The following is a 16,691-nucleotide window of genomic DNA, read 5'->3' as shown; positions in this document are numbered from 1 at the left end:
TGCGTCTCGCCGGACTCGGTGCCCCGGCTAACGGAACCGAGCGGCCATGTGGTGCGCCATGGAGCGGAGTTCCTCCCGCGCGACGGCGGGCAGAGCGCAGCAGCGCAGCGCCTCGAGTGCGAGGTCGAGGTGCTGTTGTGCGATGGCCTCGGCGGTGGTACGCCCTCCGAGCCGCCCGACGAGCACGGTCGCCTGCCGTGTCTGCGCCTCCGTCAACGGGCCGCCGGTGTCGAGAAGCGCACGCAACTGTCCGGCTTCGGCGCCGGCGGCGTGGAGCGCCGCCACGACCGGCAGGGTCTTCTTCCTCGCGGCGAGGTCACTGCCGACGGGCTTGCCGGTGCGGCGGCTGTCCCCCCAGATACCGAGGACGTCGTCGGCAATCTGGAAGGCCACTCCCGCGTGGCGGCCGAACCGCTCCAGCGCCTCGACCATGACCGGTGGAGCACCGGCGAGGGTGGCTGCCAGCTCGCAGGCAGCGCCGGTCAGGGCTCCGGTCTTGCCTTCTGCCATCTCCAGGTACGCGTCCACCGTGACCTGCTGATCGTCTTCGAAGGCAAGGTCGTTGCCCTGGCCGTGGACGAGCGCGTTCATCATCCGCACGCACACCCCCATGCACGCCGTGCTGCCGCAGTCGGCCAGCACACCGAGCGCGAGCGTCAACAGCGCGTCGCCGGTCAGCAACGCCGCCGGAACGCCGTAGACGACCCAGGCCGCAGCGCGGCCGCGCCGGGTGCGGTCGCCGTCCATGATGTCGTCGTGCAGCAGGGAGAAGCCGTGGAGCAGTTCGACGGACACGGCCGCTGCGACCGCCCGCTCCGGGGTGGGCCCGCACCGGGCAGCAGCCAGAGCCAGGCGAGGCCGTAGTGCTTTGCCGCGGTGCTCGGCGGTCCGGGGGTCCGAGGTGAATCCCAGGTGGTATCTCGCCACGGCGCGGATACGGGGCGGGAGCTGGTCGACTGCATCCAGGATCGCGGTGTCGACCGCGGCCAGGTCGCTCTGCAAGCCGACCACAGACGCGTTCGAGTTGGTGGCGAGGTCAGGCAGGGGCATGGGAACTCTCAAAACGATTCGTCGCGACGTTGTGCCACGTCATCAGGCCATGTGCCCAGGCACGCACAGCCCCGCCGTAGGCCTCCGCGCCGGGCACGGAACGAACCAGGCGGTCGGCAGCGCAGTGGAGTTCCGCCAAACGGGCGGAGATGCGCAGGCGCACCTCCCCTTCGGCCCCGGACAGCGGCATGAGCTCGTGGTGGGCCAGCAGCAGCACGAGGTTGTGGGGGTCGCCTTGGGCGCGCTCCTTGGGCCAGGAGACGAGGTCGTTGTGCCAGGCGGTGCAGTCGGCCGCCAGGTGCCGGAGCGCCACCACATCCTCGTGCTCTGCCTGATCCGGTGTCAGCGGGGTGCGCGCCGCGTACTCCACCAGATCGAGGTTGACCAGGCTTGCGCTGCTGTGCGGCCGATTGGCCAGGTAGGAGGCGAGCGAGGGCCAGCAGGCCTCGGCTCGGTTGCCTGCCTCCCAGCCGAACGCCTCAAGACTCAACAGGCAGTGCCGTAGAAATCGCCGGACCCAGTCCGGACCCATCCGGGGGCCCAGCCGCGCCAGCAGATCATCGAACGCAGCGACGAACCCCGACGGCCCGCACGCTCGTTGTGCCGCCTCGGCCGGGCAGGCCGACCGGCCGAGCGAAACCAGATGATTCGCGTACGCCCCGGGATGCTGATCCGCCCTCCCCCCGGGACTGTCCAGGGCATCGTCGACGAGCAGCGACAGGGAGCACCACTGGGTCAACACGAGCAGTTCGTCGGCCCCGGCCACCGTCCAGCAGCGGTACGCGTAGGAGGCAGACAGTCTGCCGACCTCCCCGCACGTACGGGAGTCCGCCAGCCGGTGAGCCTTGAGCCATCGGGTGCAGTCGGTTGCCACGGCGCTCAGGAAGGGCCTCTGCCCGAACTCGTCTGCGACGGAGTATGCCGGACCCGCCGGCCCATACTCAGGCATCGGGCACCAGCATCCGGGCCGTACCCGGGAGCGCGGTCCCCAGCGCGTCGGAGGCGACGACGAGCTGGGAATCAGCATGACGCATCATCCAGAGATTTCCAGGAACTAGGCAGGCGGGAACTACTTGTCGAATCGTCGCAAGATGATCACGAACGCTGTGCGCTTACACGTCCACCGGGACCCGATCCTTCGAACGGGGCAAGCATGATCAGCCACTCGGCGCAATACACGTACAACATGAGGAGCCTCCGCCGGCCCGCGCGCAAGACGACGGAAGGCCCGACGTGGTCGTGCACTTCCCCGCGGACAACAGCTTCGGGTTCGGCGATCCCCAGGAGAAACCCACCACCGCCGAACAGGCCCGCTCCGTCGCGGCGAACGATTCCGCAGCCCGCTCGTCGACATCATCCTCGGCATGGCCGTCGGCCGCGCGGGCGCGTCCGTCGATCAGCCGTACGAAACAGTCGGGCGCGTGCCGCCGCTTCTCTTCCACCTCGCGCCAGTGCAGCCAAACGGCTGCGCAGCGATCCCCACGCCCGTACGGTGCCCGGCTACCTCCGCCGGGGAGCGCCCGGAGCCGCCGCAGTCGTCGTCGCGCGGAACACGCTGGGGCTCAGGCCCTTGTGGCGTTTGAAGGCCGCGCTGAAGCCGAAGGCGTCGGCGTAGCCGACGGACCTGGCGATCTGGGCGATGCTGAGGTCGGTGTCGGTGAGCAGCGCCGCTGCCTCGTCCAAGCGGCACTCGGTGAGGTAGGCGAGGGGCGGACGGCCCATCAACTGGGTGAAGCGCTTGGCGAACAGCGCCCGGGAGACACCGGACCGGGCGGCCAGGGAGGCCACCGTCCACGCCCCGGCGGGCTGGTCGTGGAAGGACTGCAGGGCGGGGCCGAGGACCGGGTCGGCGAGGCCCCGGTACCAGCAGGGCGCGTCAGCACCCGCCCTGTCGAACCAGGTGCGCAGCGTGCACACCAGGGCCCAGTCGAGGAGCCGGTCCATCAGCGCCTGTGAACCGGCCGACTGACGGGCGGCGTAGGCGGCGGCTGTCTCCAGCCAGGCACACACCTCGGCGTCCCCCTCGACCACCAGTACGGGTGGCAGGGCCCGCAGGAGCCGCTCGTGGCGGTGGCCCGAGGCGCGGTAGGCGCCCACGATCAGCGCGGTCGCCTCCTTCGCGTCGGCGCCCCACTGGATGCCGCCGAGTTCCTGGGCGGAGCGCTCGTCGTTCGGGGTGGAGCAGGCGATCTCGTAAGTGGCATGGGGACTGTGCACGGTGGCGGGGTGGTCCGCGAGGTGGAACGGTTCGGGGCCGCGCACGAGGGCGGTGACGCCGGCACCGACCGCTCGCTCGGTTCCGTCGGGCAGCAGCAGGGTGCCGCCGCCCCGCAGCACACCGATCATGGTGAGCGGCGCGTCGTCGGCGAAGCGGATGGTCCAGGGCTCGGTCAGTAGCGCATGGCTGAAGACCGACCCCTCGGCCCGGATGCCGTTCAGCAGCGAACTCAAAGGATCCACGGAAGACACCGTAGACGATCTCCTATGTTTCGCAGCGCATCTCCCATGGATCATCTAGACCGTCGCGACTGTACTGGACTCATCGCAACCGACCGAGATCAGCCGGGAGTCACCGTGCCGCAGCAGGACAGTCACACCAGAACAGCGCTCGTCGTCGTCGCACACCACCGCCCCGATTCCCTCACCGCGCACACGGCCCGCCGCGCCGCCGCCCGTCTCGAAGCCGCCGGCTACCGCGTCGACCTGCTCGACCTGCACGCCGAGGGGTTCGACCCCCGTATGACCGTGGCCGACCAGCCGGAGTGGGGCGACCGGGACAAGAGGTACTCGGACGAAACGCACGCCCACATGCGGCGCCTCCTCGACGCCGATGTGGTCGTCGCCGTCTTCCCGGTGTACTGGCAGAACGTGCCCGCCATCCTCAAGGGCTGGATCGACCGCGTTTGGAACTACGGGTTCGCCTACGGCCGCAGCAAGCCCCGGCTGGCCGGCAAGCGCATCCTGTGGCTGGGGCTGGCCGGCGCCACCGCCGACGATCCCGTCACGGAGGGGATGAGGGCCGTCCTCACCAGCCTGAGCGAGGGCATCGCGCACTACTGCGGCTTGTCGCACTCCACCCTCGGCCTGCTCTCCGACGCCGACGGCAGACTGCTGGTCGGCGACGCGGTCGCGGGTGCCGAGCGAGAGGCGCACTACGCGGCCTTCGATCAACACGCACGGGAGTACGTGGAGAAGTTCCTCGCCGAGGAGACCGTGACGGCCTGACCGTCAGAGCCCGCGGAGCCGCCCCCGGGTGCGGCCGGCCGGTCCGGCGGTGCGGACCGGGCCGGCCGGCTCCTCCTTGGCCTGGTGGGGACCTTGCCGGCGTCGACCGCTTCCCGCACCTGCCCATGACGCCGCAGGATCGCACCGGCCGCGACCCGTCACACGGCATCGCCCGGGTGACCGGGCGATCTCCTCTCCGGCGGCCTCGATGATGGCCAGCACTGCGGCCGCCGCGGCCGCCGGGTCCCGGGCCTCTATGGCCCGCACGACGGCGCGGTGACCGGGCAGTGAGGCCTCCACCGCACCGGGGGTCCGCGTGCTGACGAGGAAGCTGTGTTCCAGCACGGGACCTGGTGCACGCGGGCAGGGACCCGACGGGCTGGCCGTACGTGCGGCGGCGCGTCGCGCTGGAGGTGCTGTTCGCCGATCACGGGCTGGCGGCGCCGCTGGCGCTGTGCCCGTCGACCACCGACCCGGCCGTCGCCCGGGAGTAGCTGGGCTGGTCGGTGGCCGGGCTGGAGGGTCTGGTCTTCAAGCGGCTGGCCGAGCCCTATCTGCCGGTGCGGTCGTGGCACAAGTACAAGGTGCGGGCGACTATGGAGGCTGTCGTCGGCGCGGTCACCGGTTCCCTCACCGACCCGCGCACGCTCCTGCTCGGCCGATCCGACGCCGCGGGCGTCCTGCGGTACACCGGCCGCAGCACCACCGTGTTCCGCAGTGCCAGGCCTGCCCTGGCCGGCCGTCCGGCCGAACCGGCGGGCATCCATCCACCCGTGCCGAGACGCGTGGTCATCACCAGCGGGAAGTTCTGGGCGATCGCCGTATCGCGGCTCGGTGCGGGTGAACTCATGCCCGAGGGAGCTATACCCGAAGTCGCACCTGGTGCCTGGTCTCAGATGCCGGTTCCGGTGAGAGCGGCGGTTGCCTGCCAGAGCCTCTTGGCGACGGCCCCGTCCAGGCCGGCCCGGCTGGGCTTGCGGACCAGTGGGGAGCCCGTGAAGCTGAACAGCCCGTCCGGACCGACGTAGGCGTTGCCAGGAACGTCTTGCGTGGCCGCGTACATGAGCGGCAGCGCTCCGTGTTCCACGTCCTGGACCAGGAACGGGAGCCGGTTGACGAATCTCAGCGGCGAGTGCGTGACCAGTCCGGTCCGCGCGACGCCAGGGTGAGCGATGACCGAGCGGACAGGGCTGCCCGAGGCGGTCAAGCGGCGCTGCAACTCCAGTGAGAACAGCACCACGGCGAGCTTGGACGCCTCGTAGACGGCCAGCCCGTTGTACTTGCGGGTGCGCCAGTCGAGGTCGTCGAGGTCCAGCCTGCCAAAGCGGTGCAGCTGACTGGAGACCGTCACCACGCGGTCGGTCAGCCGGGGCAGCAGCAGGTTGGTGAGCACGAACGGCCCGAAATAGTTCGTCGCGGTCTGAACGTCCAGGCCCTGCGCGGTGCGCGCCGCCGGGATATCCATCACCCCAGCGTTGTTGATCAGAACATCGACGGCACCCGTGTACGCCGCCGCGAACGCGTGGACCGAGTCCAGGTCGGCGACATCGAGGTGCCGGACATCGAAATCTCCGCGCATACCGGCCACTGCCCGGCGCGCCTTGTCGACGTTGCGCACGGCCAGCACCACGTGAGCGCCGGCCCGTGCAAGTTCGCGAGCGGTCACCAGCCCGATCCCCCCACCGGCGCCGGTGATCACCACTGTCACGCCGGTCATGCTCGGCAGGCGGTCCGCAGTCCATTTGGCCATAGTGAAACTCTCCAGACGCTCTCTTACCGGGTTCCTGACGTCGTCCAGTACAAAGGGCCCGTGTCGGCGGATGAAGGACTTGCCCAGCCACTGAATGGCAGGGCGTGGCTACCCGCGTTCACCTGCCGGACAATGAGGTGGAGGCAGACGACGTGCGAGGTGGGAAGCACATGGCGGACACGGCACTGGACGGTGATGGTCTGGCCGATTTCCTGCGCGGACGCCGGGCGTCCCTGCAACCCGAGGACGTCGGGCTGCGCCGCGGTGTGCGACGGCGCACGATCGGGCTGCGCCGGGAAGAGGTCGCCGAACTGTGCGACATGTCTGCCGACTATCTGGCCCGCTTGGAACGCGGTAGCGGTTCCCAGCCGTCGCAGCAGATGGCAGCGGCCATTGCCCGGGGCCTGCGCCTGACCCCGGACGAACGCGACCACCTGTTCCTGCTGTGCGGGCACCGCCTGCCGACACGGCACCTACGCGAAGCGCACATCAGTCCTGGGCTGCTGCGCGTCATGGACCGGCTTCAGGACACCCCGGCACAGATCGTGGGCCCGGTCGGTGAAACGCTGCAGCAGACGCCGCCCGCCGTAGCGCTGCTCGGCAACGAAACGCACCACACCGGCCCGGCGCGCAGCGCCCTCTACCGATGGTTCACCGACCCCACCGCCCGCCATCGGTACCTGCCCGAAGACCACCGTCAGCACAGCCGCGTCTATGTCTCCACCCTGCGCGCCAGCGCCACCGCGCAAGGGCCCGGGTCCTCAGCCGCGCTACTCGTGGCCGACCTGCAACACCACGAGGAATTCGCCGAGCTTTGGAACCTCCAAGAAGTGGGACTGCGGTGGAGCAGCGCCAAACGCTTCGTCCACCCCCAGATCGGACGCATCGACGTGTACTGCCAGACACTGCTCGACCCCGACCAGGGACAGTCGCTACTCATCTTCACCGCCACACCCGGCACGGAGAGCCACGACAAGCTCGCCCTGCTGACCGTGCTCGGCACCGACACATTCGCAGGCTCCTGACCCACTTGCGGCTTCGGCCGTCAACCTTCTTCTCGCCGTCGAAGCCCCTGGCTGCGGTATGCACCGACGCGGCTTCACCGATTGCGCGTCGATGATGCCGGCGGTCGGCTCCGCGTCCCGGCCGGCGACCTGGTGGACCCTCTCGAACAGCCCGTCGTGGAACTCGGCGGTCAGGCTCTTGTCCCGCCAGCGCAAGAAGAAGGCGGAGCCGCGGTACCACGCGGGGAAGTCCGCCGGCATCGCCCGCCAGGTGATGCCGCCGTTGCGACCAGCTAGCGCACCGCGTCGACCCTCTGCCGGTGGCAATAGCTCTCCGTCTGCCCGCCTCGGCCCTCCAGCCAGCCGGGCACCGGCATCGCGCCACGTACGACGGCCCACTCCGCGTCGCTCATGTCGGACAGATACTTCGTTCGCCTGTGCGGCCGGTCCCCGCCGCGGACGACGACGGCTTCTACACGATCATGATCGATGATCAAGCGCCCCACAGCTCGCTCGTCCTGATGACCGGAGCCGAACTAAACGCGTGATCCGCAGCTGCGCGTACAGCGACAGGCGGCCGGACGCAGTGCCCGCCACCGAGTTCGCCGCTCAGGACGGCGAGCACGTGTGCTCGTCGGATGCATCTGGTCGTTCTGAATTACCGTTGAAACAAGTCAAGTTGAGGGATATGGCGAGAGGGGGCGGGGGACTACGGTAATCGTCGTCATTCCCCGATGGGGGCATTGCCAGACGCAGGTCCTCCCGGCGTCACCTGCGCCACCGCTGCCGGGGAGGCCGCACGCGCCACTGAGGAAAGAGGTCCACGATGCCCACGCCCGGCTTCCCGCCGCATACGCTCGATCCCGGAGGAATGCCGATATGGATCACTGATCTGGCCTCCGACGACCCATACCACATCCTGCACGTCGTGCACGGCATCGAACCGGCGGAGGCGCTGGAAAGGCTCGGCGCCAGGACGAGGTTGATGCAGCCCTGCGAACTGCCCGACAGCAGGCCGGACGAGTGGACGTCACTGCCGTGCGCGGCTCTCGGTATGGACCCGGGATCGTCCGCGGCGCTGCTGGCGGGACGCGTCGGCGAGTGGACCTTCGTCTACGACGACTCCGGGTTCACCTTCGAGGGCGCGGCGGAGGCATTGTCCGCCGATGGACGGACGGGGGCCACGAGCGTGTTCAGCATCAACGGGGACGCCAGCCTCACCTATGCCGTCGATGGCAAGCAGGTCGCATGGGTCGACGTCTGCGGTCTCGCCCTGGAGGAGGCTCTTCCCCGTATGCCCGCCGAACTGCGCGCGGCCTTCGAAGCCGCCGGCACCGTGGAGGAGGAAGGAATCGAGCCGGGCGAGGCCGACAGCTCCATCGCTATGCGTGCCGTCTGCGCTCTGGCCGGCCTCCCGCTCACCCTGAGCGCCCTGCGTCAGGTTCCGCTGGTGGTCCTGCCGTTCGGCTGACGGTGCGTCGGTCGGGCGAGCGGCACCGTCCGACCGCCGAGGAGCCTTCGGGGGTCTGCTCGTGGCGCCCTGTGGTCGACCGCCAACGGGTGCTTCCTGCAAGGGAGATGCGTAGACGCCGCCCTCCGCTTCGTTCGGTACGGTGCGCCCATGACATCTGCGATACGGGACCGGTTCCGTCCCTTCCGTGAAGAAGCCGAGGTCCAAGGCGTTCCGGCCGACGATGTGGAGCGGTGGCTGGCCACAGCCCGTCCCTGCGCCACCCTGACACTGTCCGACGACGACACCGGACCGGTCGTGGGACGGTTCGGCGGCCCCCTGCTGCTTCCGGCCGACACCCCGGACCCCGGACACCCCTTCGTGGCCTCGGTCGACCTGGCCGCACTGCCGGCCGGCGCGACAGACCTCCTCTTGCCGCCCGACGGCCGGTTGCTGTTCTTCGCCCTGCCCGAGGCTGGGGACCGCACCTCCATGGGTACGGTGATCCACGTGCCAGCCGACGCGGCCGTCACACGTCGGGATCCGTACGCCTGGAACTTGGCGAACATCGCCGAGGACGACAGGGTGTTCGCGAGCTATCCGGAGGGGCCGCTCCGGGCGCGGCCCGACGTGTCGCTCCCTCACCACCAGTTCATCGTTCCCGCCGGTGAGGAGGAAGCCGTATACCTTCCCGGGCATCCCTACTGCTCCGAACTCGTCGAGATATGGGAGCACACCAAGGACCTCATCGCTCCCTCGGCGCAGATGCAGATCGGAGGATACGCGGACGAGGAGGCCGTGGAGTTCGACCCGGTCGACGTCGCGGCGTCCCTTGCGGCGGAGGCGTTGGACGCCGGCCACTGGGACGGTCCCGTCTCGGACGACGTGGCCGACTGGGTGCTCCTCGCCGACTGGTACGCCGGCAGGGACGTGAAGGGGCGGGAAGGCGCGACCGTCCACTGGGTGATCCAGCGCGAGGACCTCGCGGCCCGACGCTTCGAGCGCGTGTTCACCACCGTCTTCTGGAACCCCTGAACAGGCCATGACGGGGGCGAGCCGGAGCGGCAGGCCACCGGCCTTCGACCACGAGGGCGTACAAGCGGCGCACGGGACCGCCTGGAAGACTTATGAAGATCTTGGGTTCTGGCCGTGCCGCGTGAGCGGCGGGGCCAGACTCGTTGGTTGGCAATGGGTGAGTGGGGTCGGTGAGAGTGTCGGGCCGGACGTGTGTGAGACGTGCCGGGACCTGATCCCGGCCGGGAGTGTGTTCGCGTTCTTGGCCGAGCATCGGGGTGAGGTGTTCCCGGTGGATACGTTCGTGGACATGTATCCGTCGGCGAACGGGCGGCCCAGTAGGCCGCCACAGATCCTGGCCGCGGCGCTCACGTTGCAGGCACTGCACGGGCTGTCGGACTTCGAGACGGTGCAGGAACTGCGGTGCGACCTGCGATGGAAGGCGGCGTGTGGGCTGGGGCTGCACGACATGGCGTTCGATCCGTCGTTGCTGGCCTACCTCCGCCGACGGCTGGCCCGCTCGGTCCGGCCGAACCGCGACGGGCGTCCTGAAGGGCAAGTACCGCAGGGCACTGGACTCCACCGTGCTGGACGACGCGGTCGCCACCCAGGACACCGTCACCCAGCTCGTCGCCGCCTTGAGGGCGGTGATCCGCGAGGTCCCCAGAGCCGGCCCGGTCGCGGCGGCCCAGTGCACCGCTCACGATTACACCGACCCGGGCAAACCGAAGATCGTCTGCAACGACGAGCAGGCCCGTGCCGATGCGCAGATGGATGCCGTCGGCCCCCACGTAGACACAGACATCGTTTCTGATGGCTGTCACAGGTGCCGCGTAGATTCCGGTTATGCCCGAGCCTTTGAGTGAAGTTCTCAGACAGCTGCTGGACGAGTTGCCACCTGGCAGGCTGATAGGGCCGTGTCATCATCCGCATCCGGTGGTGTGGATGAGCAACGGCCCGGTCACAGACGCGGCTGACTGGTGGAAGGGGTTGCACGCGCGTCGCTGTGAGACCGGCCTTTACCCGCTGTTGCTCGAGTACCCCGACGACTCATTCGAGCCTGTGGGTGGTGGCTACGGGGCTGACGCCGATGCCAGCTCGTACTTCCGGAGCAAGTGGACGGACGACTCGTGGCCGCCGTTCAGGGAGTAGCCCGGTCTCGCGACGCCTGCCGCGGTGGTGACGGACGCTGACGTGTGCGCGGGGGAAGTGGCGACTGCTGTCGCCCGCGACGGCCGAGCCCGGTGTCTCGCACTCGTCCAGGTCGCGCGGGGCGCTGATACGCCCGCCGCCCTCAGCTGGCTGGGCATGACGAATCACATGACTGCGCAGGAACTGTCAGCAGTGCTGCGTTCCTGGGAGCACCGGTTCGGTGTCCGTGTCGTGGGCTTTGGACACGGAAGCCTGTATCTCTCGGTTGCTGCCCAGCCGACGGACGCCCGCCAGGCCCGTGTCCTCGCCGCAGAGCACTACCTCTGCTGCCCTGACGTCTTTCATGAGGACCCCGACATGGACTGGTCCACGTACCACAAGGCGCTCATGCAGCGTCGCGAGTGGCGGCTTTGGTGGGACTGAGAGTGCTCTTCTTGGCGAGGCGACGGTGGCAGATGCGCGTGGCGGCGATGCCGACGAAGGCGAGGAAGTGCTCGGGCTTGCGTTCGTAGCGGCGGTGGAGGCGTCGGCAGCCGGCCAGCCAGGAAACGGTTCGTTCGACGACCCAGCGGTGGCGGCCGAGCCGCTGCGAGGACTCGACGCCTCTCCGGGCGATGCGGTGGCGTATGCCGCGTCCGCGGAGCCATGGCCGCAGGTGGTCGTAGTCATAGCCCTTGTCCGCATGCAGCTTCGCCGGTCAACCGGTCCGAGCTGCACTGGGCAAACCGCCGGTAGACCGTCTGCCGGGCCGAACACCGGCGGGAGGCGCCTCCACGTACAACCCGAGGTGGCCACGAAGATGACCGACGCCAAAACCTCACGGTTATTCAGCCCAACGCCGGCCCCCCGCCCTGCGGACGCCTCACCATCGTGGGCGGCACCACCCGCCGAAACAATACTCACAACTCCTCCGGCACCAGATGCTCCACCAGATCCGCCATGCACATCTCAACGAGCGATTACGCCACAAGAGACGACGTCATAGTCGGTGGCCGACAGATCACGCCTGGAGAACGCCTGGTGGTCGGCCTGCCACTCAGTCGTCAACCGGGTGACGGCGGCCGACGAGCGGCCGGCTGAGCTGCCGAGGAACTGCTCGAGCGCGGGAACGAAGTCACCGGATGACAGGCCGTGGAGACAGAGCAGCGGGAGGACCTCGCTGATCATCGGGGACTTGCGGCACCAAGGCGGCAGGATCGCCGAGGAGTACCGCTTGCGCTCGCTGGTGGACAAATCGATCCGCTTGGCGTTCACTCGTGGCGCTTTGACCTCGACCGTTCCGGCAGCAGTGGCGACGTTCCGCGGCTGGTGGTAGCCGTTTCGCACGACCAGGCGCCGGCCTTGGTCGTCCTGCTCGCCCGCCAACTCAGCTGTATAAGAGTTGACGCACGCCTCCAGGGCGGCGGCCGGCATCCGCCTCGCACCCTCGCGGACGATCTCGTCGATCAGGAGCCGTCACGAGTGGTTCCTCGGCGTTTACCAGGCTGAGCACGGGCGTGCCTTCCGTGGGGACGTTCCCACGATGCGGTGGTTCCGCTTCGGTCGCGTTCACCATTCACGGACGGCGTGGGCCTCGGCTTCAACTGCGCGTATGCCGCTGGTCGTAGCGGGAGCGGGAGGCGTCCACTGTGTCGAGGTGGTTGCCCACCCACCTCAGCAGGGTCTGCAGAGGGTCCTGGAGGGTGCGCCCCAGAGGGGAGATGCGGTACTCGACCGCGACGGGCTCGGTGGACAGGATCACTCGCTCGATCACGCCGTTGCGTTCCAGCCGCCGCAGGCATGCCGTCAGAGATTTCGGGGTGACCGCGGGCAGGTGCTGGCGAAGCTCGTTGAAACGCCGGGGGCGATCGCACAGGGCGTCCAGCACCAGTAGCGACCACTTGTCGAAGAGCTGGTCGAGTAGTTGTCGACCGTTGTCACCGAGCTCTATGTGGGTCACGCCGGTCTCCTCGGGGATATCTGATTTCGTTGCAGTGTACCCGAACTACTAGATATATGTTAGATATCTAGTAGCTCGATCCGTGAGGAAGGCTCCCTATGGCCGACACCTACTCGACCCTGCACGTCTCTGTCATCGACGGTGTGGCGTATGCCATCATCGACAACCCTCCCGTCAACCTGCTCGATGCCGCCCTCATGACGGATTTGGACCGGTTCACGGGCGCCATGTTCGCCGCCGCCGACGTCCGAGTGATCGTTTTCGACAGCGCGGACCCGGATTTCTTCATCGCGCACGGAGACATGCGCATCGCCGAGGACCCTCAGTCGTTCTCGGCGCTTGATGTCGCCTCGGAGCAGGACCCCTCTTTGAATCCGATGATGCGCCTGCACGAACGCATCCGGACCCTGCCGCAGATCACCATCGCCAAGCTGCGCGGGCTGGCACGCGGCGGCGGTGCGGAACTGCTGTCCGCGATGGACATGAGGTTCGCGGCTCGTGAGCATGCCGGCTTGGCTCAGCCTGAAGACACTATGGGCATCATCCCGGGCGCGGGAGGCACCGTCTATCTGCCCGGCCTCGTCGGCCGCGCACGCGCGCTGGAGATCATTCTCAGCGGCCAGCTGGTCGATGCCCCGACCGCGGAACGGATGGGCTGGGTGAACCGGGCCGTGCCGGCTGCCGAGCTCGACCACGTCGTCGACACCCTGGCCGCCCGCATCGCCACCCTGGCGCCCGGCGTTGCCCGCGCCACGGTCGAGGCGGTGGACGCCGCAGCGGTGTCCACCGCCGGTGGCCTGGCCATGGCGAACGAACTGTTCGGCCAGCTCTTCAGCACTCCCGACGCGGGCCGCCGCGGAGAGGCGGCACTGGCCGCCGGCGCGCAGACACGGGACGGAGAGCGCCGCCTCGAAGCCCTGATCGACGGCCTCGCCTGAAGCAGCTCAGTGAACCCTTCTCATCCTGGGGTACGAGGCTGATGACGAAGGGCTGATGGGAGTGCGTGACGTGGCAGGGCTCCTGGTCGTTCGGTTGGTGATCTCACTCATCAACGTCTCGACAAAGGAGCCCTGTTGGTCCCGTATCGAACCATGCTCGACATCCCGCATGCGAACCTCGGACGTTATGGCGCCTTCATCCTCGCAGTTCCGTACCTGTTCAATCAGCAGATGAGTGAGGCCGCGGGCACGACGGAGCGCCCTGCTTTCGGCGTGATGCCGGCACGGTTGCTGGACCACAGAGGGCTCAGTGTGCAGGAGCTGGCCAGTCGCGCCGGATTGCGCAAGCGAGGTCCGAGCGGTGCTCGCGGGGGAAGTCCCTGGCGAGGGGCGGCTCCGGCGTATCGCGCCTGTCGTGGGTTTCCATGCCGTCGATCTGTTCATCCTTGCGGGCTGACGGTCCCGGACGATATGGCGCCATTGGACGCCGCGGCCGAGCGGTGGGCACCGGACATCGTGATGAATGCGGTGCACCTTTCCTCTGCCGAGCGGCATGAACTCCTGCAGCTCATCCACTCACTGCCGCAGGAGGAACGGCCTTCCGCCTTCGCCGCGAAACGGCTCGCATCCCATGCCGGCCCGGGCAGTTGGGCCATCCGCATGCTCCAGTACCGCAATCTGAGCTGGATCGGCATGGCGCAGCTCCTGGCGGTGGTGACGCCCACATATCTGTCGGCGGGCACCTACAGGGTGATCGGCGACGGTCGCAAGGAGCTGACGCCCCGCTTGGTGACGGATTTCGCAGCCCTGCTGGGGATCAACACCCGAGAACTGGCCGCGCTCACGGGCATCCACGGGCGTGAGGTGCCACCGCCTCCTGCCCCGGAAGCAGCGGAGCAGCAGTTCTGCTGTGGGAGGCGCGGCGCCTCTCCGGCGCCCAGGCACAGCACGTCGCCGAGCTGGCACGCTCCATGCGCGGGGACTCCATCAGGAAGTACTTCCTCAACCTGCCCGGGTCGTGACCCCTGCCGGGCACGCGTCCGTCGGCGTACGTCAGAGGAACCCCTGAGAACCTACGGGCGTGGTCGCCAGGTGGCCGGTCCGGGCGCGCGTCGGGGTGACAGGATGGCGCGGTGTCCGGCTCTTTGCATGAACTCTGGCTGCGTGGCGTCGCTTTCAATCCGGCGGCGCCCTCCGACGTACTGATACGGCTGATGGATCAAGCGGCCGGTGAGCTCGGGCAGCTGATGTGTAAGGACCGCGACCTGCCCGACGCAGTCATCCAGGCAGCCCTGCGCCACACGCAGTGGCGGATCCGCGGCGCGCTCGCCCGCAACCAGCACGTAGACCCTTCGCGGCTCGCCCCCTTGGCGACGGACCCGTCGGGACTCGTCCGCGCGCGGCTCGCCAACCCCCACCTGCGGCCCTGGCCCCGCCGGGTCCGGCCGCTGCCGGACGACATCCTCGTCACCCTCCTGACCGCCCAGGACGGGGGCGAGGACGGCAAGCTCACCGCAAACGAGATCATCGGGGAGCTCGACTCCTCCCGGCAGATCCCGCTGACCTTCTTCCGCTCCATGGCCGGCCACGAGAACCCCGCACTCCGGATACGGGCCACTCGGCGGTGGGAATCGCTCACCCCGGCGCAACAGGCAGGGCTGCTCGACGATCCGGACCCCGCGGTCCGTGAAACGGCCCATGACAGGAACTGGGAGTCGGCCCCGGAACGGGTGGAGGCCGAGCTGCCGTCCATCCGTCCGAGCAGCAGGCCGTTCGTGCTGGGCAGGTGCGCTCTGTCGCCCGCGCTCGTCGAGCAGTGCTTCGCGGACGGCATGGTGCTCCCCCTGGCCCGGAACCCCCACACTCCGGCTGATGCCGTCGCCCGGCTCGCACGGCATCCCGAGGCGAAGGTCCGCGAGATGGTCGCCGCCCGGCCCGACCTGGGACCAGAGCTGGTGACGGAGCTGAGGAAGGACCCGGACGAGGACGTGCGGATGCGCGTACGCCTCCACCCCTTCCCCCGCACCTGGGCCGAGTACAACGTGATCGACCGGGTCATCGGGCACGGTCCGCAATGCGTCTGCCCGATCACCGAGCCGGACCCCGACCCGGACACCGTGCCGTCGCCCGACTGGTTCGCCGCCTGCGCGGTGTCCGCGGAACCGGTGCTCCGCCGGGTTGCGGCGAGCTGGTCCAGCCTGCCCGCGGCACTTGTCGGGGCACTCGCGCAGGACGACGACGAGGAGGTCCGGATCCGACTGGCCTTCAACCACCCATTGGCTCCGCCATACCTGCTCCTGGACGTCTTCGCCACCCGCCCGGACCACCGTTCGGACCTACTGCCGCTGCCCGGCTTCCCGCGCACCGGCCTGACCCACCTCATCGGCCACCCGGATCCCGAAGTACGCGCCTTGGCCGCAGCCGATCCCGCCCTGCCCGGACCCCCGGTGGACGACGCCCACGAGGCAGTACGCCGGGCCGCCGCCGCCAACCCGCGCCTGACACCGGAAGCCCTGGAGACCCTCCTCGCCGACCCCCGCACCGCAGAGGGCGCCGCAGCCAACCCCTCCCTCCCCGTAGCCCATATGCACGCGCTCCTCGACCGCTGCCTCAACGCGCCCGACAACGTGCACCAGGGTCCGCCGTCACGGCTTCCCTCGGTGCCGTCTTAGCGCCACGAGCTGGCTTATCAGAGGCATCCGATAGCTTGCTGACCATGGGAACTCAGGCGGATCATTGACGACGCGGCCCACAGGGGAACTGCACCAGCTCATGCGGGCGGCCGGGTTCACAGACATTGAAGACGGTGTCCTTCCTGGACAGCGATGTGGGGTTTGTCGAGGCAGGCACGCCGGACGGCAGCAGCTGGGAGGGCCTACTCAACCGCGAGATGGCGAAGAGCTACGAGATCCCTCTAGAGCACTTCCCCATGGAACCCGCCGTCGCCGGTGCACTCGCGTGGTCGGCCGCCGCCGGACTGACGCCCGACGAGGAAGCCTCCTCAGCTCTCTTGGTCGCCCTGGGACTGCCCGGCGCAACCTACCCCTCCGAAGCCAGGGCCTGGGGAACCACCTGTGCCACGACTCCGTGCCTCCCTTCGGACAGATCAACCTGACGACCGACCGACCGGCCTGCCTGCCTGGCGCACGGCCCGAGGGATGATGGGGCC

The 16,691-nt window shown here is 69.0% G+C and carries 15 protein-coding genes and 4 pseudogenes; 11 read left to right on the top strand and 8 right to left on the bottom strand.

Translation table 11 applies throughout. From position 1 onward, the window contains the following. Nucleotides 1–27: 27 nt before the first annotated feature. From ABZY45_RS13715 to ABZY45_RS13705, 3 genes are all read right to left on the bottom strand, one after another. On the bottom strand, nucleotides 28–1,050 hold the full coding sequence (locus ABZY45_RS13715; RefSeq protein WP_356739454.1) for a polyprenyl synthetase family protein: 1,023 nt from the start codon (nucleotides 1,048–1,050) through the stop codon (nucleotides 28–30). Beyond that, a complete protein-coding gene (locus tag ABZY45_RS13710; RefSeq protein ID WP_356739452.1) occupies nucleotides 1,037–1,816 on the bottom strand; it encodes a terpene synthase family protein in 780 nt (259 codons plus the stop codon). The genes ABZY45_RS13715 and ABZY45_RS13710 overlap by 14 nt, the downstream gene beginning before the upstream one ends. A gap of 734 nt (nucleotides 1,817–2,550) precedes the next feature. Next, the gene (locus tag ABZY45_RS13705) at nucleotides 2,551–3,519 is read right to left on the bottom strand and encodes an AraC family transcriptional regulator (protein ID WP_356739450.1); all 969 of its coding nucleotides are present in this window, start codon (nucleotides 3,517–3,519) and stop codon (nucleotides 2,551–2,553) included. Nucleotides 3,520–3,624: 105 nt separating this feature from the next. Here ABZY45_RS13705 and ABZY45_RS13700 point away from each other — a divergent pair, with 105 nt between their 5' ends. After that, a complete protein-coding gene (locus ABZY45_RS13700) occupies nucleotides 3,625–4,275 on the top strand; it encodes an NAD(P)H oxidoreductase (protein WP_356739448.1) in 651 nt (216 codons plus the stop codon). Between the two features lie 171 nt (nucleotides 4,276–4,446). On the opposite strand, the pseudogene ABZY45_RS13695 reads toward ABZY45_RS13700, so the two are convergent. Beyond that, nucleotides 4,447–4,617: pseudogene (locus ABZY45_RS13695) on the bottom strand (FCD domain-containing protein); the annotation flags it as partial. An 11-nt stretch (nucleotides 4,618–4,628) separates the two neighbouring features. Here ABZY45_RS13695 and ABZY45_RS13690 point away from each other — a divergent pair. Next, nucleotides 4,629–4,769 carry a hypothetical protein gene (locus ABZY45_RS13690; RefSeq protein ID WP_356739446.1) on the top strand — a complete coding sequence of 47 codons (141 nt, stop codon included), beginning with the start codon at nucleotides 4,629–4,631 and terminating at the stop codon, nucleotides 4,767–4,769. Between the two features lie 398 nt (nucleotides 4,770–5,167). Here ABZY45_RS13690 and ABZY45_RS13685 read toward each other — a convergent pair whose 3' ends face one another. Beyond that, nucleotides 5,168–6,025, bottom strand: a complete 858-nt coding sequence (locus tag ABZY45_RS13685) for an SDR family NAD(P)-dependent oxidoreductase (RefSeq protein WP_356739444.1) — start codon at nucleotides 6,023–6,025, stop codon at nucleotides 5,168–5,170. A 170-nt stretch (nucleotides 6,026–6,195) separates the two neighbouring features. Between ABZY45_RS13685 and ABZY45_RS13680 the strand changes: the two genes are divergently transcribed. The 6 genes and pseudogenes from ABZY45_RS13680 (at nucleotide 6,196) to ABZY45_RS13655 (ending at nucleotide 11,068) form a co-directional block, all read left to right on the top strand. Beyond that, nucleotides 6,196–7,050: a helix-turn-helix transcriptional regulator gene (locus tag ABZY45_RS13680; protein ID WP_356739442.1), complete on the top strand. Its 855-nt coding sequence runs from the start codon at nucleotides 6,196–6,198 to the stop codon at nucleotides 7,048–7,050. Between the two features lie 850 nt (nucleotides 7,051–7,900). Then, nucleotides 7,901–8,500, top strand: coding sequence for a hypothetical protein (locus tag ABZY45_RS13675; protein ID WP_356739440.1), 600 nt, complete (start codon nucleotides 7,901–7,903; stop codon nucleotides 8,498–8,500). A gap of 150 nt (nucleotides 8,501–8,650) precedes the next feature. Further along, nucleotides 8,651–9,514: a DUF1963 domain-containing protein gene (locus ABZY45_RS13670; protein ID WP_356739438.1), complete on the top strand. Its 864-nt coding sequence runs from the start codon at nucleotides 8,651–8,653 to the stop codon at nucleotides 9,512–9,514. A 157-nt stretch (nucleotides 9,515–9,671) separates the two neighbouring features. Continuing rightward, a pseudogene (locus ABZY45_RS13665) lies at nucleotides 9,672–10,254 on the top strand (transposase); the annotation flags it as partial. An 85-nt stretch (nucleotides 10,255–10,339) separates the two neighbouring features. Then, nucleotides 10,340–10,645, top strand: a complete 306-nt coding sequence (locus tag ABZY45_RS13660; RefSeq protein WP_356739436.1) for a hypothetical protein — start codon at nucleotides 10,340–10,342, stop codon at nucleotides 10,643–10,645. A 24-nt stretch (nucleotides 10,646–10,669) separates the two neighbouring features. Continuing rightward, a complete protein-coding gene (locus ABZY45_RS13655) occupies nucleotides 10,670–11,068 on the top strand; it encodes a DUF4253 domain-containing protein (RefSeq protein ID WP_356739435.1) in 399 nt (132 codons plus the stop codon). Here ABZY45_RS13655 and ABZY45_RS13650 read toward each other — a convergent pair. The 3 genes and pseudogenes from ABZY45_RS13650 to ABZY45_RS13640 all read right to left on the bottom strand — a co-directional run. Then, nucleotides 11,031–11,342 (bottom strand): annotated as a pseudogene (locus ABZY45_RS13650) (transposase); the annotation flags it as partial. The gene ABZY45_RS13655 and the pseudogene ABZY45_RS13650 overlap by 38 nt on opposite strands. A 284-nt stretch (nucleotides 11,343–11,626) precedes the next feature. Further along, nucleotides 11,627–12,094: pseudogene (locus tag ABZY45_RS13645) on the bottom strand (transposase); the annotation flags it as partial. A 130-nt stretch (nucleotides 12,095–12,224) separates the two neighbouring features. Then, nucleotides 12,225–12,584, bottom strand: a complete 360-nt coding sequence (locus ABZY45_RS13640; protein ID WP_307535063.1) for a helix-turn-helix domain-containing protein — start codon at nucleotides 12,582–12,584, stop codon at nucleotides 12,225–12,227. A gap of 98 nt (nucleotides 12,585–12,682) precedes the next feature. Here ABZY45_RS13640 and ABZY45_RS13635 point away from each other — a divergent pair, with 98 nt between their 5' ends. From ABZY45_RS13635 to ABZY45_RS13625, 3 genes are all read left to right on the top strand, one after another. Next, nucleotides 12,683–13,522: an enoyl-CoA hydratase/isomerase family protein gene (locus tag ABZY45_RS13635; RefSeq protein WP_356739432.1), complete on the top strand. Its 840-nt coding sequence runs from the start codon at nucleotides 12,683–12,685 to the stop codon at nucleotides 13,520–13,522. A 1,133-nt stretch (nucleotides 13,523–14,655) separates the two neighbouring features. Continuing rightward, nucleotides 14,656–16,194: a hypothetical protein gene (locus tag ABZY45_RS13630; protein ID WP_356739430.1), complete on the top strand. Its 1,539-nt coding sequence runs from the start codon at nucleotides 14,656–14,658 to the stop codon at nucleotides 16,192–16,194. Between the two features lie 134 nt (nucleotides 16,195–16,328). After that, entirely contained in the window at nucleotides 16,329–16,637 is a 309-nt protein-coding gene (locus tag ABZY45_RS13625; protein ID WP_356739428.1) for a hypothetical protein, read from the top strand. The last annotated feature ends 54 nt before the right edge of the window (nucleotides 16,638–16,691 follow it).

The organism is Streptomyces sp. NPDC006516, assembly GCF_040611875.1.
Classification (GTDB): Bacteria; Actinomycetota; Actinomycetes; order Streptomycetales; family Streptomycetaceae; genus Streptomyces.
Note: the sequence above shows the minus strand (reverse complement) of the source record. Positions and strands in the feature narration are given on the sequence as shown.

Coding starts and splice junctions, on each gene's coding strand:
- ABZY45_RS13685 (WP_356739444.1), bottom strand. CDS start 6,025: ATGGCCAAATGGACTGCGGACCGCCTGCCGAGCATGACCGGCGTGACA.
- ABZY45_RS13680 (WP_356739442.1), top strand. CDS start 6,196: ATGGCGGACACGGCACTGGACGGTGATGGTCTGGCCGATTTCCTGCGC.
- ABZY45_RS13660 (WP_356739436.1), top strand. CDS start 10,340: ATGCCCGAGCCTTTGAGTGAAGTTCTCAGACAGCTGCTGGACGAGTTG.
- ABZY45_RS13715 (WP_356739454.1), bottom strand. CDS start 1,050: ATGCCCCTGCCTGACCTCGCCACCAACTCGAACGCGTCTGTGGTCGGC.
- ABZY45_RS13670 (WP_356739438.1), top strand. CDS start 8,651: ATGACATCTGCGATACGGGACCGGTTCCGTCCCTTCCGTGAAGAAGCC.
- ABZY45_RS13635 (WP_356739432.1), top strand. CDS start 12,683: ATGGCCGACACCTACTCGACCCTGCACGTCTCTGTCATCGACGGTGTG.
- ABZY45_RS13675 (WP_356739440.1), top strand. CDS start 7,901: ATGCCGATATGGATCACTGATCTGGCCTCCGACGACCCATACCACATC.